Below are 25,123 nucleotides of genomic sequence, written 5' to 3'. Positions count from 1 at the left end.
ATTAAGTAAGTTCGGCACAGAATTAGGAAAGCTCGAAGGCCTTATCTGCCGCACTTATTGCGTTGGCAATACGATCACACCATGAATCAAATTCCGGATCGGGTATTTGTGATTCCGGATGGGAAAGCATATAGTGTACGGCTTGTCGTAATCCGTCTGCCATGGAAGTATTGCATATAAAATCAGGAACCAACCGCTTTATCTTCGAGTTATCAAAGACTACCGTAGCTGCTTTATCTCCTAACAGTTCACCTCTGAAATCATAATGATCGCTATGCTTGGCAAGGAAATCGGAGGCTACGTGTAATGCATTCAGAGGTTTACCCAACGCGTCGGCAATGGTTTGGTAAATCTGATTCCAGGTCATGCTTTCATCGGTAGTGATATGAAAAGCGTTCCCAATGGCATGAGGGTTCGCCATCAGTCCTACATAACCTTTGGCAAAATCTTTAGAGTGAGTCAATGTCCACAAAGAAGAACCGTCGCCGGGGATAATAACAGGTTTACCTTCAAGGATTCGTTTTAGGATCTGCCAGTTTCCCTTATCGCCATGTACAGATACGGGAGGTTTTGTTCCGTTGTAGGTATGGCTGGGACGGACGATTGTAACGGGGAAACCGTTTGTGCGATAGGCTGCCATCAGCACTTCTTCCGCTTCTATCTTGTTACGGGAATACTGCCAATAGGGATTGACCAATGGGGTGCTTTCGGTTATGCGGTAATCGGCCAATGGCTTTTGGTAGGCAGAGGCACTGCTGATAAAGATATATTGCCGCGTTTTATTCTGGAACAGGCGGACATCACGCTTCACGTCTTCTGCCGTATAGCCAATGAACTGTGCAACCACATCGTAATGTTCGGCCACGATGGCTTTTGCCACAGCTTCTTCATCATTAATATCCGCAATGATACTGTGAATTCCCTCCGGCATCTTTTTCGAACCACGATTCAGGAGAGTAATCTCCCACCCTTTTTGTTGCGCCAATGCCACTACATCTGTACTGATCGTACCTGTACCTCCAATAAATAATGCTTTCATAAAACCTGTTTTTTATATTCTCCGGAACAAATATATCAATTCCATCATTTACTTCCAGCAATCATTGCCATTTATTTTTCTGCCCGAAAGTTTATGTAGTATACAGATTACTGATTCTTATACCCATATTACTGATTTGCTGAATGAAATTAAAAAGATACCTTCAAATGTTTTATCTTTGTATCAGATTAATAACAGAAGCATATGGATGAAATAACAAAAATTGAAACCGTCGATCAGTATGACCAATTGTTTGGACTGGAAACATTGCACCCTTTGGTGAATGTAATCGACTTCTCAAAAGCCACCAGGTCAGTTGAATATATCCGTATGAATATCGGATTCTACTGCTTGTTCCTGAAGGATGCAAAATGTGGCGACCTCACTTATGGACGTAAGAATTACGATTATCAGGAAGGAACGGTTGTTTGTATGGCACCGGGACAAGTGAGCGGAATAGACAACCGCAACAGGCCTGCTCCCCGCACCAAGTCAATCGGCGTTTTGTTTCATCCCGATTTAATCCGCGGAACTTCATTAGGACAGCATATCAAGAACTATACTTTTTTCTCTTATGAGGTAAATGAAGCATTGCATCTTTCAGACCAGGAAAGAGAAATCGTAACTGATTGCATACATAAAATCAGGATCGAGCTGGAACACCCTATCGACAAACACAGCAAGCAACTCATCGTGCGAAACATCGAACTGCTGCTGGATTACTGTATGCGTTTCTACGAACGGCAGTTTATTACACGTAATCAGGCGAACAAAGATATTATCGTAAAATTCGAGCAATTGCTGGACGAATACTTCCAGAATCAAGTGGCAATAACCGAAGGACTGCCATCCGTGAAATATTTTGCAGACAAGGCATGTCTCTCTCCTAATTATTTCGGAGACTTGATAAAGAAGGAAACAGGAAAAACTGCACAGGAATATATCCAGTGCCGGATTATCGAACTGGCAAAAGAAAGAATACTGGAAGGTGTTCAAACAGTCAGCCAAGTGGCTTATGAACTGGGATTTCAATATCCACAACACTTCAGCCGATTGTTTAAAAAGCATGTCGGTTGCACCCCGAACGAATATAAACAAAGAAACTAAGCATTTTTTAGCTACAGGAGTCTCAACATCATGGGAGATAAAGTACTCAAAATAGGAACCGTGCATCAATGCAATTGTTGTCTGGGAAGCAAAACACTACATCCGCTGGTGAGTGTCATTGATCTCTCAAAGGCTGACTTGTCGCCTCATACGGACATCAAGTTCGACTTTTATACGATTCTATTGAGTGAGTGTAAATGTGAGGCCTATGTGTATGGTCACCAGTATTATGATTTCTCGGACGGTACTTTGATCTGCCTGGCTCCCGGAGAGTCTATCAGTATGAAAGAAAAGAATAAAAGATTTCCCTCTAAAGGATGGATATTGGCTTTTCATCCCGATCTGATTTGTGGTACTCCGCTCGGACTTAATATAGATAACTATACTTTCTTCTCTTATCAGCCTGAAGAGGCACTGCATATATCATTGCGCGAGAAACAGATCATTCTGGAGTTTATGGACAAGATCAAGCAGGAACTCGAACGTTGCATTGATCGCCACAGCAAAAAAATAGTTTCCAAATATATAGAGCTATTGCTGGATTACTGTGTCCGTTTCTACGAACGCCAATTCATTACACGTAACGAAGTGAATAAAACGATTATCAAACAATTTGATAAAATGATAAATAACCATTTCGAAACGAAGCTGGTACCGGCTGTCGATGTGCTTTCAAATGAGTATTGCGCTAACATGCTTCATTTATCTCCTGAATATTTCAACGACTTGCTGAAACACGAAACGGGTAAATCTTTTAAAGAATACATCGAGTTCAAACGTTTCGAGATTGCCAAAGACTGGTTGCTGAATACTGATAAAACAGTTAATCAGATAACACAAGAACTAGGTTTCCAGAATCCACAGTATTTTAGCCGGCTATTCAAGAAAGTTACCGGTTGCTCTCCGAATGACTTCAGAGTACCTAACTAGAAATGAAATCTAAAAGGATTGGAGGACGACAAAGCAACAAAAAAGTCTTAATAAAATTTGAATTGAAATATCCAATTCTTAATCTATGTTATGAAACATACTTTTTTGCTTGGATTATTTGCTAATTTCCCAAGAGTCCGTATCTTTGCAATGTGTTTTTCATAGTATTAGATTTAAGGTTAACAAAGGTTGGAGCAAGGCGTTGCTCCTTTTTTTATGTCCATACGTCAACTCTCCTCTTTAACTTCCTAAGATACCATTTCCCGGACAGTTGTTCTTTCTTATCAATGACGGTATTGGAATTACGCTATTTTTCAGTAACTTTGCAAAGAGAGATGTATCAATTATGTCCCGGTAAAGCAAATCAAAAAGTTCTCTTTTTACGTTATATATAAAAAGAAAATTTAATCCTTGTAGAATAATGGAAACAATGCAACAATATTATCGTCTGATGAAATCAATCCTCTTCGTATTATTTCTTTCTTTCGGCATGATTTCGTGTGAGAAAGAAGATCCGGTTTCTACATCTCCCAACACAAGGCAGACGGATAACACTGATCCGACAGATCCTGATCCTACCGACCCGGTGGTTCGTTCGGATAATGAACAAACTGTATTTATGTATCTGCCCTGGTCGACTGACCTGACTTCCTTTTTCTATCAGAATATTGCTGATCTGAAAAGTATTATCGGACAGAATATATTGAAAAACGAGCGGGTTCTCGTATTTATATGTACAACGGCTACCAAAGCCACTCTCTATGAGCTTTCTTACGAAAAAGGCGCAGCTGTGCAGAAGGCTTTAAAAAGCTATAATTATCCGACTCCCAGCTATACAACGGCCGAGGGTATCACTTCTATCCTGAATGATATACAGACCTACTCTCCCGCCAAACGATATGCAATGATTATCGGATGCCACGGGATGGGATGGATCCCCGTATCAAAAACGCAATCACGTAGTAGCCTGCAAACAGTCAAAAAACATTGGGAATATGGAAATGCACCTATGACACGTCTCTTCGGAGGCAGAGAATCCAAGTATCAGACGGATATTACTACACTTGCCGAAGGAATATCGAGCGCAGGATTGAAGATGGAGTATATCCTTTTCGACGACTGCTATATGTCGACAGTAGAGGTTGCTTATGATCTCAAAAACGTAACAAGTCACTTGATAGCATCCACAAGTGAAATTATGGCTTATGGCATGCCATACGACAAGATTGGCCAGTACTTAATAGGAAACATAGATTATGAAAAGATTTGTGATGGTTTCTATTCTTTTTATTCAAATTATGTCACTCCCTGCGGAACAATCAGTGTCACAGATTGCTCGGAAGTGGATAATCTGGCGGCCATTATGAAAGAAATAAATCAACGTTATACGTTTAACGAAGAATTAATTTCTTCTTTGCAGAGTTTAGACGGATATAAACCTTCCATATTCTTTGATTGTGGTGATTATGTTGCAAAGCTATGCTCCGATCCTGATTTATTAGAGCAATTCAACGAACAACTGAAACGCACAGTTCCATATAAAAGGAATACGGAGTATTATTTTACAGCAATATCCTCCTATTATGGAGAACGAAAAAAAATCAATACTTTCTCCGGTATCACTATTTCTGATCCAAGCACTAGTGCAGCTGCTTTGAAAAAGAACGAAACAGCGTGGTATGTTGCCACTCATTAAGGCTACTAAAAGAAATAGTACGATAATGGAGGCTTTACTCTTGTCTGTGATCAGTCAAATCTCTTAATAAAAATAGATTCGAGAATACAAATTCTTAATCAATGTTATAAAACATACTTTTTTTCTTGGATTATTTGCTAGTTTCGCAATAGTCCGTATCTTTGCAATGTGTTTTTCATAGTATTAGATTTAAGGTTAACAAAGGTTGGAGCAAGGCGTTGCTCCTTTTTTTATACCTATACTCCAAATTGCCTTTGCTTTCCTCTTCTTGGTACATCTGTCAATCACCCTTTAATAACTGCCATTGGAGCAAGTTCCACCAACGGCTTCACCAAATCCCGCTCATTCGCTATCACTTGCGCAATATCTTTATAAGCTCCCGGCGCTTCATCCAGTTCATCCTGCGAACGGAGTCCGTGAATGATTCCTTGCTGGTTCATTCGCTCTTTCTCTTCATCCAGTGACAAACGGCGACAGGCATCCTTTCGTCCCATCAATCGGCCGGCACCATGCGAACAGCTTTTGAAGCTCTCCGGATTACCCAGTCCTTCAACGATATAGGATTTAGTACCCATAGATCCGGGGATAATACCAATCTCACCTTCATAGGCACGCGTAGCTCCTTTTCGGTGCACAATCACATCCTGATCGAAATGGTTCTCCCAGGCTGCATAGTTGTGGGCAATATTAATCATAGGCTCAAAGTCCGTTTCAGGTTTCACAGCCTGGATGGCTTCACAAATACGGGTCATCATCAACTGACGGTTAGCAAAGGCAAAGGCCACACAGTAGTTCATTTCACGGAAATAATCCTTTGCCATCTGCGTCTCCATTGGCAGGTAAGCCAGTCCCGATACCATTTCAGAATACCATTTCTCATTCCAATATTGCGCAATCTTATTATAGTGATTGGCAACCTTCAAACCAATGTTACGGCTTCCGGAGTGAATCATCACCCACACATCAGACGTTTCGGTATCTTTCTGAATCTCAATAAAGTGGTTTCCTCCTCCCAAGGTTCCTATCTGCTTCAAACAAGCCTCGTACTGATTCTTCAATATAGGCATCTCCTCAAGGTCGAATCCTTGTGGAAGTAACTCCTGATCTTGCTTTTTAGTATGATGATCGAATCCCAAGGGAATGGCCGCACGAATCTTCGACATGATGGAAGTCAAATCCGTATAACTAAAATCTTCCGCTTTTCGATTGGTCTTAATCGCACACATTCCACAACCGATATCCACTCCCACAGCATTGGGAACAATCACACCCTTCGTAGCCAACACACCGCCAATTGGCATTCCTTTTCCCGCATGGGCATCAGGCATGATGGCAATATGTTTAAACGCAAAAGGAAGTGAAGTTAAATCCATAATCTGCGACATACAAGAGTCTTCTACTTCATTCAACCAAAGCTTAGCGGGCAAACGTGTTCCCATAATTACTTTTTCCATACTTCTTTTCTTTTATCCATTCATATAAATCTCGTTATCGGGAGCAAAGTAAGATGGGAAGTACGAAATCTATTTGCGCAATGGATATTATTTTCTATTTTTGTAGAAATATGTGCAAAAAAGTCGTGTCTCCGCAATGATTGTATCATCAAAAAGTCCGGATATGGCGCCTTGATATCTATAACACTATATATAAATAGAACCTAATGAAGAAGATATTGATTATCGGCGCCAATGGATTCACCGGACGCCAAATATTGAATGATTTGTCTGTTCATGCACAATATAAGGTAACGGGGTGCTCTCTGCATCCGGATATTTCTCCGAATGATGTAGGGAAATATCGTTTCATTGAAACAGATATACGGAATGAAGCGGACATTAAGTGTCTTTTTGAGGAGGTTCAGCCTGATGTGGTCATTAATTGTTCCGCCCTGTCCGTGCCGGATTATTGCGAGACGCATCATGAAGAGGCTTATCTTACCAATGTGACCGCAGTGAGCCAACTGGCTGTTTTTTGCGAAGAATATAAAAGCCGGTTCATTCATCTATCGACGGACTTTGTTTTCGATGGAAAGATGTTTGTTTTCGATGAAAAGATAAATGAAGATGCCGGACCGTTGTACACAGAAGAAGACATCCCCGCTCCCGTCAACTATTACGGATATACCAAGTGGAAAGGAGAAGAGAAAGTGGCAGAAACTTGCAGCAGTTATGCTATTGTCCGTGTAGCAATCGTTTATGGCAGAGCGCTGCCGGGACAACACGGTAATATCGTCCAGTTGGTAATGAACCGTTTGAAAGCCGGACAAGAAATCCGTGTCGTATCCGATCAATGGCGGACACCGACTTATGTTGGAGACGTATCGGATGGTGTACAGCGTTTGATAGCACATCCAACGAACGGTATCTTTCACATTTGTGGCGTTGAGTGCATGAGCATTGCGGAGATTGCTTATCAGGTAGCAGATTATATGGGACTGGATCACTCTCTTATCCATCCTGTCACGACAGAGGAAATGAATGAAACCACTCCCCGTCCCCGTTTTAGCGGAATGAGTATCGATAAAGCACGAACAATGCTTGGATACAAGCCACAGAAGCTAAAAGAGGTTCTTGCGAACTGGGAACATTTATAAGGAAGAGACAGATAGCAATTTCAAGGACTATCCATCATTTTACGTAAACAGAAAACTACAAGAGGAATTCTGTGGTTTCTATTTATATAATTAAGAGAGTCTCCAAATGATGAACAGTGGCTATTTACACAAAATACGGGATAGTGCCCAAATTGAAGACAGTGGTAGAATTGGAAACAATACTACTTTTTACAACAATCTATTTCATTCCGAATAATTCTTTCGCTTCATTTATTGCATATTTATTTTGAAAATATGCAATAAGTTATTATCTTTGCACCAAAATCAAAAAAGACCAATGATGAATCAAACATTACAACTACATAACGCTAATCTTTTTCTTGCAGGAATACCGACTTTCTGTAAGTCTTGCTGCGTGCATGTACATTGGTTCAGTGGATTCATCTAAATTACCCTATTATTTCTTAACAGGAACTATCTGCTGACTTGTTTCACTATTCACAGCAGTATTCCTTTCCGATTTTCAAGCAGATGTATCATCTTCTTTGAAAATTCTCTTGTGCGTTGTCAATAATCAGTTTAACCTAACCAAAAATATATACATTATGTTCTCTATTATATCTACTATGTTTTTAGGAATCGGCATCGGTTATGTATTGCGTAACTGGAGTATCTTGCAAAAGACAGAAAAGACAATTTCTCTTACAATATTCTTGTTGCTCTTCATTCTCGGTGTGTCTATCGGTTCTAATAGCCTGATTGTAAACAATCTCGGTAAATTCGGATGGCAGGCAATTGTTCTTGCCGTGTCCGGTGTATTGGGAAGCCTGATCGCTGCCCGTTTGGTACTGCAATTGTTTTTTAGAAAAGGAGGCGAATAATAAAAAAAGGAGTCTGATTTCTTTTAAGAGGAAAAAAGACGCGTTTATTCAAGAAGGAGGTGAACAATGAAAGGAAGTTTGATCGTTATATTATTCTTTTGTGTAGGTTGTGTCATGGGAGCTTTCAACAAGTTCCAGTTTGATACGCACACAGTTTCAATGTATATACTTTATGCGTTAATGCTGCAAGTGGGAATCAGTATCGGTTCTAATAAGAACCTGAAAGCGATTGTTTCACATTTGCATCCTAAAATGCTGTTGATTCCGTTGGGAACGATTATCGGTACGTTGCTGTTTTCTGCTTTAGCAAGCCTGCTATTGCGCCAGTGGAGCGTGTTCGACTGTATGGCAGTGGGAAGCGGATTCGCATACTATTCGCTCTCTTCTATCCTTATCACCCAGTTCAAAGAGCCTTCTATCGGGCTGCAACTGGCTACGGAATTAGGAACTATCGCACTGTTGACTAATATTTTCCGTGAGATGATGGCACTTCTCGGTACTCCAATCATCAAGAAGTATTTCGGGAAACTGGCTCCTATTTCAGCGGCAGGAGTCAATTCGATGGATGTACTCCTGCCCTCCATCAGCAGATATTCGGGAAAAGAAATGATTCCCATCGCTATCTTACACGGTATTCTGATTGATATCAGTGTTCCTGTTTTCGTTTCATTTTTCTGTAATCTCTGATATTGCTTGCGATGGTTTGACAAGAGCAAGAATGAGCATTGTGAACGAAAGACAGAGATATTTTTATGTTTGGGGCTAGGTCCAGAGATAATTAGTTAATGCCCGGAAACAGCCAATACAAACTTTATATCAGCATAGGAGACATCGTCTCCTAATGCTGCCTTAATGGCAAATATTCCCATGTATTCATGTTCTTCCAGATGCTTACGAATCTTCGCCAGATTTTCAGCTTTCACTACTTTCTCCACTTTAATCTTTCCTAAACGGACATAATATTCCAAATGACCGGCAATGGTTCCCGATACCAATTCGCGAGCTTTGGCTATTTCATCTATGCTCATTCCCTGGCAGAACATTTCATAGCTGACTAATTTTGTATCTTTTTTCTTCTCCTTCTCCGCTTCTTTTTTCTGTTTCTCTGCTTCCTTCTTCTGTTTTTCTTCCTCTTTCCGTTGCTTCTGTTCTTCTTTCCGTTGCTTCAGCTCTTCCCGTCGGCTTGCGGCTTCCCTATTATCAGAGATGAGCATATCCATTATTTCCGGTCTTTCCAATTGATTTTCCGCCATATACTTACGGACAATGCCTAATATTTCAAGTCCATACCTTTCCACCCCTTTTGCTCCGAAATAGGGTATCGCTTCCAGAGCTCTTGGATTATCCGGTAGCAGATTCACAATTCCCATCAACGCTTTCTGCTGCATAATAACATACGCAGGAAGATTCACCTCACGTGTTTTGGCTGTCCTCCATTCAGACAGGGCGCGATAAAGCTCCGGATGCAAAATATCCGTAGGCACTTCCACTTTCACCTTTTCAGCACCGCTACGTGTACGCTCTTTCCGTTCCTTCCGCTCTTTCTTTTCTTTCAACGCTTTCGAAGAACCGGAAGAAGAAGAATCATCCTCAAGACTCAACATTACTTTAGCCTTCAACTTCAAATAATCCGTAATAGCGAATCTCTCTCTTGCAGACACAGCCTCCAACAAAGACTCTTTAATCCACAACGCATCATCCAACGCCTGCATACGTTCCGCCAACAGCTTTCTCAACTCTTTATTATCAAGAGGCATATTAGTCTTATTATACAAAGCCCGAACCGGCGCCAACTCTTTATGAAAATATCTGGCCCCGGAACGAATCCGCTCCTGTAACTCCTGATTCGTCGCATAGTCTTCACTCTCATGTATCAACCGGGTATACTGGTTACGAAAACGCTGGGACACTTCCACTATTTTCTCTTTGATGCGAGGTTCCAATGCCTTATATTCTGCCAACTGCTTCGGAAAGAGCTTATACAAATCTTCATCTATCAAACGAAGCAATCGTTTATAAGCCTGATCGATCGAATAGAAATTAAACAAATCACTCAACAAATCAAAGAAATACGCCTTTTGCATATCGTTCAACTGCTGACTGCCCGGCTTATTCTGCTCTACCGCTTTGGTGAAATTATCCACCGTAGCATCACTAATAATGGCTTCCCTCCGCAAAGGAGACTCCAACACCATCCCTTCCAAAGTCTTGCAACGGCTCAACGCTACATAAGTCTGTCCGTGCGCAAAAGAGTTACGCGCATCAATAATGGCACGCTCAAACGTCAACCCCTGACTTTTATGTATCGTAATAGCCCATGCCAGACGGATAGGATATTGACGGAACGTTCCTTCTATCACTTCCGTGATTTCCTTTGTTTCCTCATTCAGCACGTACTTATAATTTCCCCACTCTTCCGGCAACAACTGAAATTCTGATTTATTCCCCTTCCCCCGCACGATAATGCCTGCATCATTAACAGTGACCACCTCACCAATCATACCGTTATAATATCGTTTCTCGGACGATGGATCATTCTTCAGGAACATAATTTGTGCCCCTTCCTTTATTGTCAGGAGTTCATCCGCAGGGTACGAATATTCGGGGAAGTCTCCTTCTATCTCGGCACGAAAATGATACGCCTTGCCGGATAAAGATGCCAGTTCACGGTCATTTACTTTCTGTGCCTGATAATTATGTGTCGTCAGCCGAATATATCCTTCTTCTTTTTGTGGCTGGAAACCAGGCTGATAACGACGGTTCAGTTCATTCAACACTTCATCATCAGCCTTATTTTCCCGGATTTTATTTAATAAAGACAGGAAGAATGTGTCACTCTGCCGGTAGACTTTTTTAAGCTCAATGGTCATATATACCGTTTCTTTCAGCGCATGGCTCGCAAAGAAATAAGGGGTTTCGTAATGCTTCCTCAACAGTTCCCACTCATTATCTTTCACGACGGGAGCCAATTGCTGCAAATCTCCAATCATCAACAGCTGCACCCCGCCAAATGGTTTCTCTCTATCGCGATACCGCCGCAAAGTTGCATCCACCGCATCCAACAAATCGGCACGCACCATACTGATCTCATCAATAACGAGCAAATCCATACTACGAATTATGTTCCGCTTTTCTTTACTGTAACGGTAATGCGTTTGGGAAGAATTAAAGGTAGTTTCCGGCACGAAAGGGGCAAAAGACAACTGAAAGAAAGAATGAATCGTTACTCCTCCCGCATTGATAGCTGCAATCCCTGTCGGAGCCAATACGACCATGCGTTTGGGCGTATGTTCTTTCAATCGTCTAAGAAATGTCGTTTTTCCGGTTCCGGCTTTTCCGGTAAGAAATAAATGTGTGCCTGTATTTTCTATGAACTGCCAAGCTAGCTGCAGTTCCGGGTTATTTTCCATGAAAGTTATATTGTTTTGTGCAAAGGTACAGAAAACTATATAGAGATTGAAATAAAAGTAGCAAACTTTTTCTGGTAGAGATGAGAAGCAATCGGATAAAAGAAAGTCCCGGTCGTTTTCATTAAATAACGACCGGGACGAGAGAACAATAAAAACACCAAATGTTGTGTTATATGCTTTGAGAGTTAATTTACATGATTGTTATACCAATCCGTATATTTTTCTCCTTTAGAATCTGCCCAAGCTTTAAAGTTAGGATATTCGGTATCAATACTCTTTTTTTCAGTTACTGAAATAAAGTTCAAGATAGGAATATCAATAGCAAACGGATAAGCTCCTTCTTTATCTATGTAATAAGCATCCTTTTGAGTACCTGCTAAAGACAAGTCCGCAAGAGATGTTGCCTCATGCTTAGGCAGATGCACTTCTGTACGACCTTTTTGCCCTTCGGCATACTTCACTATGATATAAGGATTATATGACTTTAAATCTTTCTTATTGAAAGAACCGCCTGTAAATTCACGGGTTATAGTATATACCTTTTGAATAGCTTGCTTCACATTCGGACAAACAATAATAGAAGATGTTGCAGATTCCGTATGTATCCCTTCCGTAGTAGCGGAAAAAGTCATTTTACCGAATTGTCCCTTATCTACCTGATAAGCAAAAGCATTCGCAAACACTGCACCATCATGTACAGGAGTAAATGTATCTACAATTTTAGTTACCTGGTTCTTTTTATCAAAAGATACGGCACGATTATATTCTACGATTACGTCATTCATATCATAATCTCCACCGCCAGGCCATATATCTTCAAAAGCTAATGTACCGGTCTTCGTTTCAGTTACATCCGGTTTTTCTGGTTCATTTCCATCATCCGGAGTTATAACAGGTCTGTCATTGGGTTCCTCAATAGTTTTTGATGCATTTACATAGAATAAAAGATCACAATAACTATTATTTGCCCCATCTTCTACTCCGATAATAACCTTGCCGCTTGTCTCGTCCTTTACAGATACAAAATTCTGTCGCTGCTGTCCCAACACCTGATTAGAAGCTAATAAATTAGAGAAACCTGATGCAACTTGTTTTGTTATATCAATTTCATTCTCACTCTGATTATATCCATCAGCATACATAAACCATCCTACCGTATAACCGGCTGGAAATTCCTCTTTAGCATTACCTTGTTCATCAAAATAGAGCAAACGTACTTTACTGCCACATTTCAAAATAGGCAACTGACCTCCATATACAGAGAAAGAAACATTTGGAAATATGATATACTTCTTCATATCTGACATTCCGCGCATATCAGGTTCCTTAGATGTTTTATAATAATAATACCCGAACGAATTATTATACATGGCATCCCGATTCAGGAAAATAACATCCAATGCAGTCCCATCTTGTGTTACCGTAATATTTGTAGTTCTGGATTGGGTGACTAAATTCATATTATCAACATTCGCTATTCCATCAGGATTAAAGAAATTCTTCAAACGTTGCGTCAAACTTCCAACCGTTTCATCACCAACGTTCTCTTCAAATGACATATATTTACTGTCAAGACTTCCTCCCTCTCCCCATTTACATAAGGAATACAGTTTATTATTTCCATTCAAGACATAAGGAACCGTCCCTTGAAAACCATAAGACCGTGTATTATTTTTTGCTTTTACAGTAGAAGCTCCTATATTTGACATATCAAAACTAACCATACCATCCTTTATTTCCAATGGCATACACCTTGGTAATCCCCAACTTTCCGTATATAGGTATATCGATTTTACAGAAGTAGGAATATTCATCTTTCCATTAAACTTTCCGCTTTCATCTGTGTAAATCTTGAATAAAGCTTCCACTCCTTGTTTTTTTACAGGTGTATTATCCACAATTTCCATCGGATCAATGTCATAGACTTCAATAAGAGCCGCAAATCCGGGTAATGCATAATTCACATCAAGCGACACATCTCCACGTGTTTCGAATCCAAAATATTCTTCAGGACCTTTTACAGGTTCTTTCCCATAATTAGGATCATACAAATCCTTTTCTGCACATCCTACTGCCACACCGATAAATACCGTTGCAACGAAAAAGTTCAATAAATGCTTAATTCTCATAATCTATATATATTTTTAAGTTTGTTTTGTCTAGGCATAAACCCATAATCAAGCCTAATTATGCCACAAATATATATACAAATATCCCATTTTTAAGGCTTATCTTAAAAATGGGATACCGAATCAAAAAATATTGTTATTAATCCTTGGAATCTATTTCATTGTCCCCCCTACAATATCCAGCAACTCATTTGTAATCGCCTGCTGGCGACTCTTATTATACTGCTTCGTCAAATCCTGAATCAGTTCATTTGCATTGTCCGTAGCCACTTGCATAGCCAGGGTACGTGCAGCATGTTCCGATGCATTAGAGTCAACGGCAGCGGTAAAAATCTTCTGGCTCAATACTGTTGGTATTAAGCTGGCGATCAATTCTTCCGCGTTCGGTTCGATGATATAATCATTGGCAATTTCATGCTCCTCTACCTCCTCCTTATTCATTCTGTCCTCTTCACTTACCACATTCGTCATATCAATGGGGAGATACGTCTCCCGGAGAAGAATCTGTACCCCCATTGATTTGAAGTGATGATAGATTATTTCCACGCGGTCCACTTCTCCTGCCACATACATATCCATCAGTCGGTGAGCCAATTCGGCAGCCTCCTGATACGTCGGTTTGTCGGAGAGCGTCGGAGAAGTCTCCTGCGGTTTGAATCCCATTCGTTTGACCGCTTCATCCACCTTCTTGCCAATTGGGAATATCAAGATATTATCCTGTCCCAGGGTGCGGAACTCCCCGATCGTTTGCATCATCATTTTGATGACGTTGGCGTTGAAAGCACCACAAAGAGAAGTGTTTGAAGAAAAGACGACGATTGCTACACGCTTCACTTCACGCTCCTGCACATAAGGAGATTCGATGGGCAGGTCCGCGCTTAGGAAGTTAGTCAGAATCTTGTTCAACTTCTTCTGATAAGGCAGCATATTCTCAATGGCTCCTTGTGCCTTGTGTAATTTGGCAGAAGCCACCATCTTCATTGCTGAAGTGATTTTTCGGGTACTTTTTACCGAATTTATTCTGGTTTTTACTTCTTTCAGTGAAGCCATTTTTTTATTGGTTAGTGGTTAATTATTAATAGTTGGTGATAGTGATTAATAGTTGGCGGTTAGTGGTTGGTGACAGTAAGCTAATCACTTATCACTAACCAACTAATCACTATTATAAGTACTGTTTCGCCACCATAGCGGCAGTCTCTTCGATAGCTTTAATCACGTTATCGTCGATCACGCCCGTTTTCAGTATGTCCAATACATCCTCCTGATGATTCAGTTGCAGAGATTCGATGAAACTGCGTTCAAAGTCTTGCACCTTATCCAATGGGACATCATGTAGAAGTCCGTGCGTACCACAGTAGAGGATAGCAATCTGCTGCTCTACGGGCATCGGGCTGTATTGCGGTTGAATCAATAATTGTCCGTTCTTACGTCCTTTATCAATAGTCAGGGCAGTAATCGGGTCCATGTCGCTGCTGAACTTAGAGAAGGCTTCCAACTCGCGATATTGCGCCTGGTCAATCTTCAATGTTCCGGCCACCTTCTTCATAGCCTTAATCTGCGCGTTACCACCTACACGGGATACGGAGATACCGACGTTGATAGCCGGACGCGTACCCTGGTTGAACAAGTCAGTCTCAAGGAATATCTGTCCGTCGGTGATAGAAATCACGTTCGTCGGGATATAAGCCGATACGTCACCTGCTTGCGTTTCGATGATAGGCAATGCTGTGAGCGAGCCGCCACCTTTCACAATCCCCTTTAGACTTTCTGGGAGATCGTTCATTTCGCGTGCCACTTCTTCCTGACTGATAATCTTGGCAGCACGTTCCAACAGACGGGAGTGCAGATAGAAGATATCACCCGGATAAGCCTCACGACCGGACGGACGGCGAAGAATCAGCGAAACCTCACGATAAGCCACCGCCTGTTTGGAAAGGTCATCATAAACCACTAACGCATGACGCCCGGTATCACGGAAATACTCGCCGATGGCAGCACCTGCAAACGGAGCGTAATACTGCAACGCAGCCGGGTCACCAGCCGTGGCAGCTACAACCACCGTGTAGTCCAGTGCTCCGTACTCACGAAGCGTATTAACGATAGAAGCAACAGTAGAACCCTTCTGACCGATAGCTACATAGATACAATATACAGGGTCGCCTGCCAGGAAGTTAGTGCGCTGGTTGATAATCGTATCAATCGCAATGGCAGTCTTTCCTGTCTGGCGGTCGCCGATAATCAACTCACGCTGTCCGCGACCGATAGGAATCATGGCGTCCACAGCCTTCAATCCGGTCTGCAACGGCTGGTTCACAGGCTGACGATAGATTACTCCCGGAGCTTTACGTTCCAAAGGCATATCATACAGTTCGCCGCCAATCAATCCTTTGCCGTCGAGCGGTTCGCCCAGCGGGTCAATCACACGTCCCAGCATGCCCTCTCCTACACGGATGGAGGCGATACGTTTGGTACGCTTCACGACGAATCCTTCTTTGATTTTGTCCGTCGGGCCCAACAGTACAGCACCCACGTTGTCCTCTTCGAGGTTCATCACGATTGCTTTGATACCATTGTCAAACTCCAGCAATTCATTGGCCTCGGCGTTCCGTAGTCCATAGATACGCACTACGCCGTCACTCACCTGGAGCACCGTACCGATTTCGTCAAGTTGCACATTGGCATTGATTCCTTCGAGCTGCTTGCGCAATATATCGGATACTTCGCTTACTCTTATATTTTCAGACATTATACAATTCTCCTATTCTTATCAATAAATTGTTGTTTCACTCGCTTCAACTGCGTGGCAACGCTTGCATCCAACCGATAGTCGTTGATATCAAAGATAAACCCACCTTCGATAGAAGGATCTATCACCGTTTCCAGCTCCATCTGAGCATGCAGGATATGTGCGGCAGCCGACCGGATCCGGTCTTCTGTTTCCTTATTGACAGGAACGGCTGTAATCAGCTTTCCTACGCCAATATGTTTCAACTTCCGGTAGAGATCCAGATACATCAGGCTGATAAATTGCAGATAGCCTTCACGCCTGTTTCGCAGTACCAAAGTGATAAATTGGACAAACTCTCTGGTCGATTTACCGTCACCATCGGCAGCTGTGCAGACTAACGCCAACTTTTCCTTGGTCGTGATGACGGGATTATCAAGCGCTTCGCGCAGACCGGGCTGTTCACAAAAGCTGTGCGACAGGGTCAGAAACTCCTGATACAACCTGTCTTCCAGACCTTTTTCCTGTGCGTATTCAATGATAGCTTTTGCATAACGCATTGAGAGTATTCCGACTTCCATCTTCCTTAGTTCTTATTCGGGGTTAGTACTTCATCCAGCATGCGGTCGATCATGCCCATCTGTGCATCCTTGTCCTCAAGACTCTTGCGGAGCACTTTCTCGGCGATGTCAACAGAAAGCATGGCCACCTGGCGACGGATGTCGCGGATTGCTTCGTCTTTCTCCATCTGGATTTGTTGTTTCACCGCATCAAGTTCTTTTTGTGCGGCAATTTCGGCTTGTTTACGGGCCTCGTGAACAATCTTGTCACGTTCTTCCATTGCTTCCCTCAAGATGCGTCCTTGCTCTTTGTTGGCGGCTGCCACCAATGCGTCGCCTTCTTGTTTCAGTTTAGACAACTGGGCATTAGCTTCCCTCGCCACCTCCAAAGACTGGTCGATATAGGTCTTACGGCCTTCCACCATCTTGATGATGACGGGGAAGCCGTATTTCGCCAATATCACGAACACAATCCCGAATGAGAGAAACATCCAGAACAGCAGGCCACTATCAGGTAATAGTAATGACATAATCTTTATTTACGATTTTACGATTTACAATTTACGATTTCGCGGCTGCCCATTGCATGAGGATCTCCCCCATTTAGAAACAGGGTTTTACGCCTGCGAAATCCGCTTGTTATATACCTGATTAGAGGAAGAACACCAACAGACAAACTACTACCGCCAACAGGGCCACACCTTCAATCAAGGCGGCGGCGATAATCATGTTCATACGAATGTCTCCCGATGCTTCCGGCTGGCGTGCGATAGCTTCCATTGCCGAACCACCAATCTTACCAATACCCAAACCAGCTCCGATTACTGCAAGACCTGCACCGATAGCTGCACCTAATTTACTAACTCCTACTGCTGCTGCAGTGGCTTGTAACAATACTGATAGTAACATAATTTTCAGTTTTAAAATGGTTTATATTTTCTCTTGTTTTTATTATTTAATTCCTCATTCCGCGCGTTTATTCCGTATTCGTTCAGTCACGTTTTCACCGCGTTTCATTGATTATTCTTCTGTTTTCACTCTGGCTCCTTCCTGTGCCAGTCCGATAAACACTGCCGACAACATCGTAAATACGTAAGCCTGGATGAAAGCCACCAGCAGTTCAAGCGCATTCATAAAGATGTTGAACAATACGGAAGCCACCGTGAGCGTGCCGTTCAGCGCAGGCCCCATGCTTGCCGAGATAAAGATCAGGCAGGTGAGCACCAGCATCGCCATGTGTCCGGCCAGCATATTGGCAAAAAGACGGATCATCAAAGCAAACGGTTTCGTAAAGATTCCGAAGAACTCGATGAACGGCATCATCGGCACAGGCACTTTCAGCCACCAAGGTACATCGGGCCAGAAAATATCTTTCCAATAATGTTTCGTACCGAAGATGTTGACTGCGAGGAACGTGCAGACTGCCAGCACCATCGTGATAGCGATATTTCCCGTCACATTCGCGCCTCCGGGGAAAAACGGAATCAATCCCATCATGTTATTGATAAAGATGAAAAAGAACGCTGTCAGCAGATAGGGCGCGAACTTCCGGTAGTTGGGTCCAACACAACTCTTGATGATGTCGTCGTTCACCATCATGATGAACATCTCCATGAATCCGATAAATCCTCCCGGTGCTTTGGCTCCTTGCGGACGTTTCCTGTACCAATGTGCCACACACAACACGATAACGAGCAGCAATACGCTGTTGAACAACAAGGCAAACGTCACTTTCGTAATGGAAATATCCCAGGGGCGAACCTGTTCGCCTGCGGCGTCATACTCTACCAGTTTGCCTTCATACTTGCTTCCTGCGGGAGCGATGGAAAGTCCTTCATATGTACCTCCATTCTCTTCGAGACGAGAAGAAAGGAACGTGTGCCAACCTGAAGTGCTACTATAAACAATAACAGGTAACGGTATAGTAATATGCGTGTTACCCCATGTTGTAATATGCCATTCGTAGGAGTCGCCGATATGCCCGAACACAATTTCTTTCACATCAACCGTGTTCTCCTGTTCCTCCTTCGGAGTAATCTCGTCCTGCGTCTGCTGCGCCACCACTTCCCCCTCTTGCTCTTGCGCAAGAACCGGCAAACTGACCGCTGCCATCAGGCAGAACAGAATCAACGGAGCTACTATGTTATGCAACTGTTTCATGTTTCTTCTTATTTTTCTTTTTCCGTTTCTGGTTCATCTCAAAAGAGAAGAAAAACCAGGTTTCGAATATCAGATATATCAAATAGAACGAGATAAACGTCAGTAAAAAAGCTTTGGCTTCTTCGCGTACAGCAAGGCAATAAATCAAGACCAGAATCAGCGAAAGAATCATCTTTATCATCTTCATTGCCAAATACAACAGTAACAATCTCTGCGGAGCGTGCCGCCGGCAAGCGTCGAACATATAGATGCTGGCCAACCCGAAGAAGTAAAAATAAACCGGTATAAACGGATACCCTCCGAAATAATGCCCCGGCAGAGCGAAGTGTAGGATAACAGCTCCGAGCGCCGCACTAATCACTGCAAATAAGGTATGCCAACAGATAAAGTTCCGTTTAGTTTTACTAATATTCATCATGTTACTGTGTTTTTCTGTAAGGTTATTATCTCGTTTTTTTCAATCTTTAGATACTTGGTCTTTGTGCCGGAAGGCTTCCGTCAGGAAACACAGGCAGAAACCGTGCCGTTACTCATTTCGACAAAACCGCCCTGAATATCCATCGTGTGCTCTTCTCCCTCCATCGTCGTATAACTCAACGTTCCCGCTTTCAGCGACGATACAATGGGCGCATGCCCCGGCAGAATAGAAAACGAACCGATCATGCCCGGCAATGTGACAATCTTCACATCTCCGTCGAATATGCTCTTTTCGGGCGATACTATACTCAAATGCAGTTCTTTCATCACTCTATATTTTTATTTTTTCGCCTGTTCCAGCAATTTCTTACCTTTCTCTATTGCTTCCTCAATCGTACCGACATTCAAGAAAGCCTGTTCAGGAAGATAATCCACTTCTCCGTCCAGAATCATCTTGAATCCCTTGATGGTATCTTCAATACCCACCATCACACCCGGAACGCCTGTAAACTGTTCGGCTACGGCAAACGGTTGCGAAAGGAAACGCTGCACACGGCGGGCGCGGTTCACTACCATCTTGTCTTCTTCCGAGAGTTCTTCCATACCGAGAATAGAGATAATATCCTGCAATTCCTTGTTACGCTGCAAAATTTGTTTCACTCGCTGCGCTATGTCGTAATGTTCCTGACCTACAATGTGCGGGTCGAGGATACGTGACGTAGACGCCAACGGGTCGACAGCCGGATAGATACCCAGTTCAGTGATCTTACGGTCGAGTACGGTAGTTGCGTCCAAGTGGCTGAAAGTCGTTGCAGGAGCTGGGTCGGTCAAGTCATCGGCAGGCACATACACCGCTTGTACGGAGGTGATAGAACCTTTGCGGGTGGACGTGATACGTTCCTGCATCGCACCCATTTCCGTGGCCAGCGTAGGCTGATAACCAACGGCGGAGGGCATACGTCCCAGAAGGGCGGACACTTCCGAACCTGCTTGCGTGAAACGGAAGATATTATCGATAAAGAACAGGATATCGCGTTTCTCACCTTCTTTACCGGCGTCGCGGAAAGATTCCGCTACCGTCAGTCCGGACAGTGCCACCGAAGCACGTGCGCCCGGAGGTTCGTTCATCTGACCGAAAATCAGCGACACTTGCGATTTCTCCAGTTCGTTATAATCTACTTTCGAAAGATCCCAGTGGCCTTTCTCCATGCTTTCCTTGAATGCTTCGCCGTAGCGGATAACGCCGGATTCGATCATTTCGCGCAGCAAGTCGTTACCTTCACGGGTACGTTCACCTACTCCGGCAAATACGGAGAATCCGTTATGTTTCTTGGCGATATTATTGATAAGTTCTTGGATCAATACGGTTTTTCCCACACCGGCGCCGCCGAACAAACCGATTTTACCACCTTTGGCATACGGTTCGAGCAGGTCGATCACTTTGATACCCGTGAAGAGCACCTCTTGCACAGTTGTCAAATCCTCAAATTTAGGGGGGTCCCGGTGAATGGAATACGCACCGTCGCGGTTGAGTCCTTTCATACCGTCGATCGAATCACCGACTACGTTCATCAATCGTCCTTTAATCTGTTCGCCTATCGGCATAGTGATCGGGCCTCCGGTGGGATACACTTTCATGCCTCTCTGAAGTCCGTCGGTACTATCCATTGCTACAGTACGCACCGTATTTTCGCCGATATGTTGCTGAACTTCTACAACCAGTATTTTGCCGTTTGGCCTCTTTATCTCCAGTGCGTCGTGGATGCTTGGCAGCACCAGTTCCGCATCCGTACCTTCAAAGTACACATCGACCACAGGGCCGATCACCTGCGAGATATGTCCGATAATCTGTGACATAAGCAATCTCTTTTATTTATATTATTCTTTTCTCTCCTTTTTGACCTTATAATATGATAAGGAATAAACATTTTCGCGTTTTACCTAATTTCAATATTATAATAAACAGTTGAATTAATTTTTTGTTCAACTATTTTCTATATCCTAGAAACTTCTACCACTAGAAATAGTTAAAGAAACAACTGCACAAATGTAGAAACAATTCCGTATCGTTGTTACTCCTTTTTCATTATTTGTCGTTCGCTAACACTTATTAGACTAATAACAACTACAGATTGACCAATTTAGACGAATTTCGACTACAAATCAATAGCAAAATAGATTTTAACTATCAATAAACTAAATTTCCGTATCCAGTTTCCTTTCTCATTGTTTAAAATCAAGGATTTAGCCATGACACAAAATAGTAGCACAAACAACTAGTTTTGTGTTCGAGCACAACGAACATTGTTTTTCCACGCTTTCCTTAAGAAAGTTTAAAGCCATATTTCCTATTTTCTCACTATCCATTTCTCTATATTCCACGTTTACACACTAAAATTCACACCAATCTTTAAATATAATCAACGCATATACAATTATAATCTCGTTTTTTTGCTGTAATTTTGCACCACTAATATAAAACACTCAAAATGATGAAGAAAATACTGTTACTCGGTTCCGGAGAACTAGGAAAAGAATTTGTAATTTCAGCTCAACGTAAAGGTCAACACATCATTGCCTGCGACTCATACGCGGGAGCACCTGCTATGCAAGTGGCTGATGAATTTGAAGTATTCGATATGCTGAACGGTGAAGAACTGGAGCGTGTCGTAAAGAAACACCAGCCGGACATTATCGTTCCGGAGATTGAAGCGATCCGCACAGAACGTTTGTATGACTTCGAAAAAGAAGGCATACAGGTAGTGCCCAGCGCCCGTGCCGTGAACTTCACGATGAATCGTAAAGCTATCCGCGACCTTGCCGCCAAAGAGCTCGGACTGAAAACAGCCAAATACTTCTACGCCAAAACATTGGACGAACTGAAAGAAGCTGCCGCTAAAGTCGGTTTCCCTTGTGTCGTTAAACCGTTGATGTCATCCTCCGGTAAAGGACAGTCGCTGGTGAAGAGTGCCGACGAACTTGAACACGCCTGGGAATACGGATGCAGCGGAAGCCGTGGCGATATCCGCGAGGTTATCATTGAAGAATTTATCAAATTCGACAGCGAAATCACCCTGCTCACCGTTACTCAAAAGAACGGCCCCACCCTGTTCTGCCCTCCTATCGGACACGTGCAGAAAGGTGGCGACTATCGCGAAAGTTTCCAGCCTGCACACATCGATCCTGCTCATTTGAAAGAAGCGGAAGAGATGGCAGAAAAAGTAACCCGCGCGTTGACAGGCGCAGGACTTTGGGGAGTTGAGTTCTTCCTAAGCCATGAAAACGGAGTCTATTTCTCCGAACTTTCTCCACGTCCGCACGATACCGGCATGGTAACTTTGGCAGGAACACAAAATCTGAATGAATTTGAATTGCACCTGCGTGCCGTGCTCGGTCTGCCTATTCCGGGCATCAAGCAAGAACGAATAGGCGCAAGTGCCGTCATCCTCTCTCCGATTGCCAGCCAGGAGCGCCCTCAATATCGTGGACTGGAAGAAGTGACCAAAGAAGAAGATACCTATCTACGTATATTCGGCAAACCGTTTACACGCGTCAACCGTCGTATGGGTGTGGTGCTTTGCTACGCTCCGCTCGATGCTGATTTGGATGCGTTGCGCGACAAGGCTAAGAGAATTGCAGAGAAAGTAGAAGTTTACTAAAAAAGAAATTTAGAGATAAGATGAATAGAATCCGCCAAGTAAACCTGTCTGACATTCCAGCACTACAAGAGCTATATCAGCATACAGTCCTGACTGTGAACCGAAAAGATTATACAGCCGAAGAAGTAGCAGACTGGGCTTCGTGCGGAGACGATACATCACATTGGGGTGAGCTTTTCGAAGAGCAACATTACGTGGTTGCAGAAAATGAAGAAGGTGTGATTGTAGGCTTCGGCTCTGTCAACGACGACGGATATATGCACACGCTGTTTGTCCATAAGGACTTTCAGCATCAAGGCATTGCGACATCTTTGTATAAATATCTCGAAGCATACGCACGAGAAAGAGGTGCGAAAAGATTAACATCGGAGGTTAGCATCACGGCAAAACCGTTTTTCGAGAAACAAGGTTTTCAGGTTGATGAAGAACAAAAACGGAAAGCTAATCAAATGTGTCTCACCAATTATAAAATGAGCAAGCAACTCTATTAATCTATATCGTTTCACATCTAAAATGCAAAGACATAGAATCAGTCTCACTTACTGACGAAGAGAAAACTTATTCTATTGATAAAAAACTCCAACCAATGCGACTTTATCCGCCACTTGGTTGGAGTTCTTTTTTAGCTTTATGAAATGTTTTTCAGATACATAACAATGAAACTATCGTTTCTTACTCAAGAAACGTTTTGCCAAATATTTACGTATCGGTTCGTCATACAGTTTCAGGCACAGATAAGCAAGCACGATACTCAAGACAAAGACGCACACGGCTACGTGCCAAGTCTCGCCCAACGTATAGAGCTTATTCTCAATCAGCCATGCATAGAACAGATACATCAACGGATAATGGATCACATAAACCGGATAGGATATATCCCCCAGAAATTTGCATATCTTTGTCGATTGCACGTCCGTAGTGGTGCCCGACGCTCCTATCCAAAGAATGATAGGGAAAGCCACAATCACACAAAACGCTTCATAAACACCATTCATGCAAAGCGGCTCCATTCCTTCGAGATAAGGAACAGCGAACAGGGCAATCAATGCAACGGTACAGATCCAGAAAGCACCTCTCACCTTCATAGGCTTGAAGTTACGCGACATCAGCATACCCAGCGAAAAAGGGAAAAGCATACGTAGGGAGCCGCCCAGGAAGTTAACCCCGTCCAGCGTCCAGCCCACTCCTATGTTTCCATAAGTGGAGACATTGAAGACGGCAAACGCTGCCAATGCTACCCCCAGCAACACCACAAATACCGTCAGCGCCTTGTTGGACAAGCGACGGATGAACAACGCATACAGGATATTACCGATATACTCGAAAAATAACGACCAGCAAGGGCCGTTCAACGGAAACATCTCACCGTTGCCACGAACTTCATATCCCACCCCCGGCATGGCAGGAATGAAGAATATCGTGCAAAGAAGAGACAACATAATCATGGAGATGGCTACATGCGTTCCATCCCATTGCACACAACCCTGAATACAGAATGTGATAGCACCCAATACGGCACCCATAACGACCATCGGATGAAGACGTATCAAACGGCGTTTAAAGAAATCTTTCATGGTGAGACTCTTGCCCCAACGGTCGTCATAAGCGTAACCGATCACGAAACCCGAAAGGATAAAGAAGAAATCCACGGCAAGATAACCGTGGTTGAGAGTCTCGATATTGCCACCACCGGCAAAAGCATATCCCTCGAATACATGATACCATATCACCATAAGAGCCGCTACACCGCGAAGTCCGTCAAGAAGATCATAATGTGCTTTGGTATCTGCAAAGGCTGAAGAAGAAATGTTCGACATCTGTTTTTCTATTAGTTAGTTAGTATTTTCAGATGGCAA

The 25,123-nt window shown here is 43.0% G+C and carries 22 protein-coding genes; 8 read left to right on the top strand and 14 right to left on the bottom strand.

Features of this window, described 5'->3' with window-relative positions:
* Window positions 1–22 precede the first annotated feature (22 nt).
* A complete protein-coding gene (locus HMPREF0106_RS16435) occupies window positions 23–1,039 on the bottom strand; it encodes an SDR family oxidoreductase (RefSeq protein ID WP_009039532.1) in 1,017 nt (338 codons plus the stop codon).
* Between the two features lie 204 nt (window positions 1,040–1,243).
* Here HMPREF0106_RS16435 and HMPREF0106_RS16440 point away from each other — a divergent pair, with 204 nt between their 5' ends.
* The 3 genes from HMPREF0106_RS16440 to HMPREF0106_RS16450 all read left to right on the top strand — a co-directional run bounded on the left by HMPREF0106_RS16440 (window position 1,244) and on the right by HMPREF0106_RS16450 (window position 4,772).
* Window positions 1,244–2,146, top strand: coding sequence for a helix-turn-helix domain-containing protein (locus HMPREF0106_RS16440; protein ID WP_008022585.1), 903 nt, complete (start codon window positions 1,244–1,246; stop codon window positions 2,144–2,146).
* A 30-nt stretch (window positions 2,147–2,176) separates the two neighbouring features.
* On the top strand, window positions 2,177–3,076 hold the full coding sequence (locus HMPREF0106_RS16445; protein ID WP_009039531.1) for a helix-turn-helix domain-containing protein: 900 nt from the start codon (window positions 2,177–2,179) through the stop codon (window positions 3,074–3,076).
* A 421-nt stretch (window positions 3,077–3,497) separates the two neighbouring features.
* A complete protein-coding gene (locus HMPREF0106_RS16450) occupies window positions 3,498–4,772 on the top strand; it encodes a clostripain-related cysteine peptidase (RefSeq protein ID WP_032851188.1) in 1,275 nt (424 codons plus the stop codon).
* Between the two features lie 284 nt (window positions 4,773–5,056).
* Here HMPREF0106_RS16450 and HMPREF0106_RS16455 read toward each other — a convergent pair whose 3' ends face one another.
* A complete protein-coding gene (locus tag HMPREF0106_RS16455) occupies window positions 5,057–6,226 on the bottom strand; it encodes an RtcB family protein (RefSeq protein WP_008022591.1) in 1,170 nt (389 codons plus the stop codon).
* Window positions 6,227–6,432: 206 nt separating this feature from the next.
* Here HMPREF0106_RS16455 and HMPREF0106_RS16460 point away from each other — a divergent pair, with 206 nt between their 5' ends.
* The 3 genes from HMPREF0106_RS16460 to HMPREF0106_RS16470 all read left to right on the top strand — a co-directional run bounded on the left by HMPREF0106_RS16460 (window position 6,433) and on the right by HMPREF0106_RS16470 (window position 8,894).
* Window positions 6,433–7,365 (top strand): SDR family oxidoreductase, encoded by a 933-nt coding sequence (locus HMPREF0106_RS16460; RefSeq protein WP_009039529.1) that lies wholly within the window; start codon window positions 6,433–6,435, stop codon window positions 7,363–7,365.
* 566 nt (window positions 7,366–7,931) lie between these two features.
* Window positions 7,932–8,207, top strand: coding sequence for a LysO family transporter (locus HMPREF0106_RS16465; protein ID WP_004315294.1), 276 nt, complete (start codon window positions 7,932–7,934; stop codon window positions 8,205–8,207).
* Window positions 8,208–8,273: 66 nt separating this feature from the next.
* A complete protein-coding gene (locus tag HMPREF0106_RS16470) occupies window positions 8,274–8,894 on the top strand; it encodes a lysine exporter LysO family protein (RefSeq protein WP_004315295.1) in 621 nt (206 codons plus the stop codon).
* A gap of 95 nt (window positions 8,895–8,989) precedes the next feature.
* Here the strand turns inward: HMPREF0106_RS16470 and HMPREF0106_RS16475 are convergent, their stop codons facing one another.
* From HMPREF0106_RS16475 to atpD, 11 genes are all read right to left on the bottom strand, one after another.
* Window positions 8,990–11,617 carry a helix-turn-helix domain-containing protein gene (locus HMPREF0106_RS16475; RefSeq protein WP_008639993.1) on the bottom strand — a complete coding sequence of 876 codons (2,628 nt, stop codon included), beginning with the start codon at window positions 11,615–11,617 and terminating at the stop codon, window positions 8,990–8,992.
* A gap of 185 nt (window positions 11,618–11,802) precedes the next feature.
* On the bottom strand, window positions 11,803–13,746 hold the full coding sequence (locus HMPREF0106_RS16480) for an LruC domain-containing protein (protein WP_008639992.1): 1,944 nt from the start codon (window positions 13,744–13,746) through the stop codon (window positions 11,803–11,805).
* A 153-nt stretch (window positions 13,747–13,899) separates the two neighbouring features.
* On the bottom strand, window positions 13,900–14,796 hold the full coding sequence (locus HMPREF0106_RS16485; protein WP_008022604.1) for a F0F1 ATP synthase subunit gamma: 897 nt from the start codon (window positions 14,794–14,796) through the stop codon (window positions 13,900–13,902).
* A gap of 112 nt (window positions 14,797–14,908) precedes the next feature.
* Complete coding sequence (atpA, locus tag HMPREF0106_RS16490; protein ID WP_004315299.1) at window positions 14,909–16,492, bottom strand: F0F1 ATP synthase subunit alpha; 1,584 nt, start codon at window positions 16,490–16,492, stop codon at window positions 14,909–14,911.
* A complete protein-coding gene (locus tag HMPREF0106_RS16495) occupies window positions 16,492–17,052 on the bottom strand; it encodes a F0F1 ATP synthase subunit delta (RefSeq protein ID WP_008022606.1) in 561 nt (186 codons plus the stop codon). The genes atpA and HMPREF0106_RS16495 overlap by 1 nt, the downstream gene beginning before the upstream one ends.
* Window positions 17,053–17,057: 5 nt before the next feature.
* Complete coding sequence (gene atpF, locus HMPREF0106_RS16500; RefSeq protein WP_009039528.1) at window positions 17,058–17,561, bottom strand: F0F1 ATP synthase subunit B; 504 nt, start codon at window positions 17,559–17,561, stop codon at window positions 17,058–17,060.
* A 121-nt stretch (window positions 17,562–17,682) separates the two neighbouring features.
* Window positions 17,683–17,940 carry an ATP synthase F0 subunit C gene (atpE, locus tag HMPREF0106_RS16505; protein ID WP_004295758.1) on the bottom strand — a complete coding sequence of 86 codons (258 nt, stop codon included), beginning with the start codon at window positions 17,938–17,940 and terminating at the stop codon, window positions 17,683–17,685.
* A gap of 111 nt (window positions 17,941–18,051) precedes the next feature.
* Window positions 18,052–19,191, bottom strand: a complete 1,140-nt coding sequence (gene atpB, locus HMPREF0106_RS16510; protein WP_008639990.1) for a F0F1 ATP synthase subunit A — start codon at window positions 19,189–19,191, stop codon at window positions 18,052–18,054.
* Complete coding sequence (locus HMPREF0106_RS16515) at window positions 19,175–19,609, bottom strand: hypothetical protein (RefSeq protein ID WP_009039527.1); 435 nt, start codon at window positions 19,607–19,609, stop codon at window positions 19,175–19,177. Before HMPREF0106_RS16515 ends, atpB begins: the two co-directional genes overlap by 17 nt.
* Before the next feature lie 80 nt (window positions 19,610–19,689).
* Window positions 19,690–19,935: an ATP synthase F1 subunit epsilon gene (gene atpC / locus HMPREF0106_RS16520; RefSeq protein WP_008639988.1), complete on the bottom strand. Its 246-nt coding sequence runs from the start codon at window positions 19,933–19,935 to the stop codon at window positions 19,690–19,692.
* 12 nt (window positions 19,936–19,947) lie between these two features.
* Window positions 19,948–21,465 (bottom strand): F0F1 ATP synthase subunit beta, encoded by a 1,518-nt coding sequence (gene atpD / locus HMPREF0106_RS16525; protein WP_004315305.1) that lies wholly within the window; start codon window positions 21,463–21,465, stop codon window positions 19,948–19,950.
* Between the two features lie 635 nt (window positions 21,466–22,100).
* Between atpD and purT the strand changes: the two genes are divergently transcribed.
* Window positions 22,101–23,267: a formate-dependent phosphoribosylglycinamide formyltransferase gene (purT, locus tag HMPREF0106_RS16530; protein ID WP_032851210.1), complete on the top strand. Its 1,167-nt coding sequence runs from the start codon at window positions 22,101–22,103 to the stop codon at window positions 23,265–23,267.
* Between the two features lie 20 nt (window positions 23,268–23,287).
* Window positions 23,288–23,758, top strand: a complete 471-nt coding sequence (locus tag HMPREF0106_RS16535; protein ID WP_008639984.1) for a GNAT family N-acetyltransferase — start codon at window positions 23,288–23,290, stop codon at window positions 23,756–23,758.
* Between the two features lie 171 nt (window positions 23,759–23,929).
* Here the strand turns inward: HMPREF0106_RS16535 and HMPREF0106_RS16540 are convergent, their stop codons facing one another.
* A complete protein-coding gene (locus HMPREF0106_RS16540; protein ID WP_004315308.1) occupies window positions 23,930–25,084 on the bottom strand; it encodes an acyltransferase family protein in 1,155 nt (384 codons plus the stop codon).
* Window positions 25,085–25,123: the final 39 nt, after the last annotated feature.

The organism is Bacteroides sp. D22 (assembly GCF_000163675.1).
GTDB lineage: Bacteria > Bacteroidota > Bacteroidia > Bacteroidales > Bacteroidaceae > Bacteroides > Bacteroides xylanisolvens.
Note: the sequence above shows the minus strand (reverse complement) of the source record. Positions and strands in the feature narration are given on the sequence as shown.

Coding starts and splice junctions, on each gene's coding strand:
- HMPREF0106_RS16435 (WP_009039532.1), bottom strand. CDS start 1,039: ATGAAAGCATTATTTATTGGAGGTACAGGTACGATCAGTACAGATGTA.
- atpB (WP_008639990.1), bottom strand. CDS start 19,191: ATGAAACAGTTGCATAACATAGTAGCTCCGTTGATTCTGTTCTGCCTG.
- HMPREF0106_RS16460 (WP_009039529.1), top strand. CDS start 6,433: ATGAAGAAGATATTGATTATCGGCGCCAATGGATTCACCGGACGCCAA.
- HMPREF0106_RS16495 (WP_008022606.1), bottom strand. CDS start 17,052: ATGGAAGTCGGAATACTCTCAATGCGTTATGCAAAAGCTATCATTGAA.
- atpE (WP_004295758.1), bottom strand. CDS start 17,940: ATGTTACTATCAGTATTGTTACAAGCCACTGCAGCAGCAGTAGGAGTT.
- HMPREF0106_RS16485 (WP_008022604.1), bottom strand. CDS start 14,796: ATGGCTTCACTGAAAGAAGTAAAAACCAGAATAAATTCGGTAAAAAGT.
- atpD (WP_004315305.1), bottom strand. CDS start 21,465: ATGTCACAGATTATCGGACATATCTCGCAGGTGATCGGCCCTGTGGTC.
- HMPREF0106_RS16450 (WP_032851188.1), top strand. CDS start 3,498: ATGGAAACAATGCAACAATATTATCGTCTGATGAAATCAATCCTCTTC.
- HMPREF0106_RS16475 (WP_008639993.1), bottom strand. CDS start 11,617: ATGGAAAATAACCCGGAACTGCAGCTAGCTTGGCAGTTCATAGAAAAT.
- purT (WP_032851210.1), top strand. CDS start 22,101: ATGAAGAAAATACTGTTACTCGGTTCCGGAGAACTAGGAAAAGAATTT.
- HMPREF0106_RS16445 (WP_009039531.1), top strand. CDS start 2,177: ATGGGAGATAAAGTACTCAAAATAGGAACCGTGCATCAATGCAATTGT.
- HMPREF0106_RS16440 (WP_008022585.1), top strand. CDS start 1,244: ATGGATGAAATAACAAAAATTGAAACCGTCGATCAGTATGACCAATTG.
- HMPREF0106_RS16455 (WP_008022591.1), bottom strand. CDS start 6,226: ATGGAAAAAGTAATTATGGGAACACGTTTGCCCGCTAAGCTTTGGTTG.
- atpA (WP_004315299.1), bottom strand. CDS start 16,492: ATGTCTGAAAATATAAGAGTAAGCGAAGTATCCGATATATTGCGCAAG.
- HMPREF0106_RS16470 (WP_004315295.1), top strand. CDS start 8,274: ATGAAAGGAAGTTTGATCGTTATATTATTCTTTTGTGTAGGTTGTGTC.
- HMPREF0106_RS16540 (WP_004315308.1), bottom strand. CDS start 25,084: ATGTCGAACATTTCTTCTTCAGCCTTTGCAGATACCAAAGCACATTAT.
- atpC (WP_008639988.1), bottom strand. CDS start 19,935: ATGAAAGAACTGCATTTGAGTATAGTATCGCCCGAAAAGAGCATATTC.
- HMPREF0106_RS16465 (WP_004315294.1), top strand. CDS start 7,932: ATGTTCTCTATTATATCTACTATGTTTTTAGGAATCGGCATCGGTTAT.
- HMPREF0106_RS16535 (WP_008639984.1), top strand. CDS start 23,288: ATGAATAGAATCCGCCAAGTAAACCTGTCTGACATTCCAGCACTACAA.
- atpF (WP_009039528.1), bottom strand. CDS start 17,561: ATGTCATTACTATTACCTGATAGTGGCCTGCTGTTCTGGATGTTTCTC.
- HMPREF0106_RS16515 (WP_009039527.1), bottom strand. CDS start 19,609: ATGATGAATATTAGTAAAACTAAACGGAACTTTATCTGTTGGCATACC.
- HMPREF0106_RS16480 (WP_008639992.1), bottom strand. CDS start 13,746: ATGAGAATTAAGCATTTATTGAACTTTTTCGTTGCAACGGTATTTATC.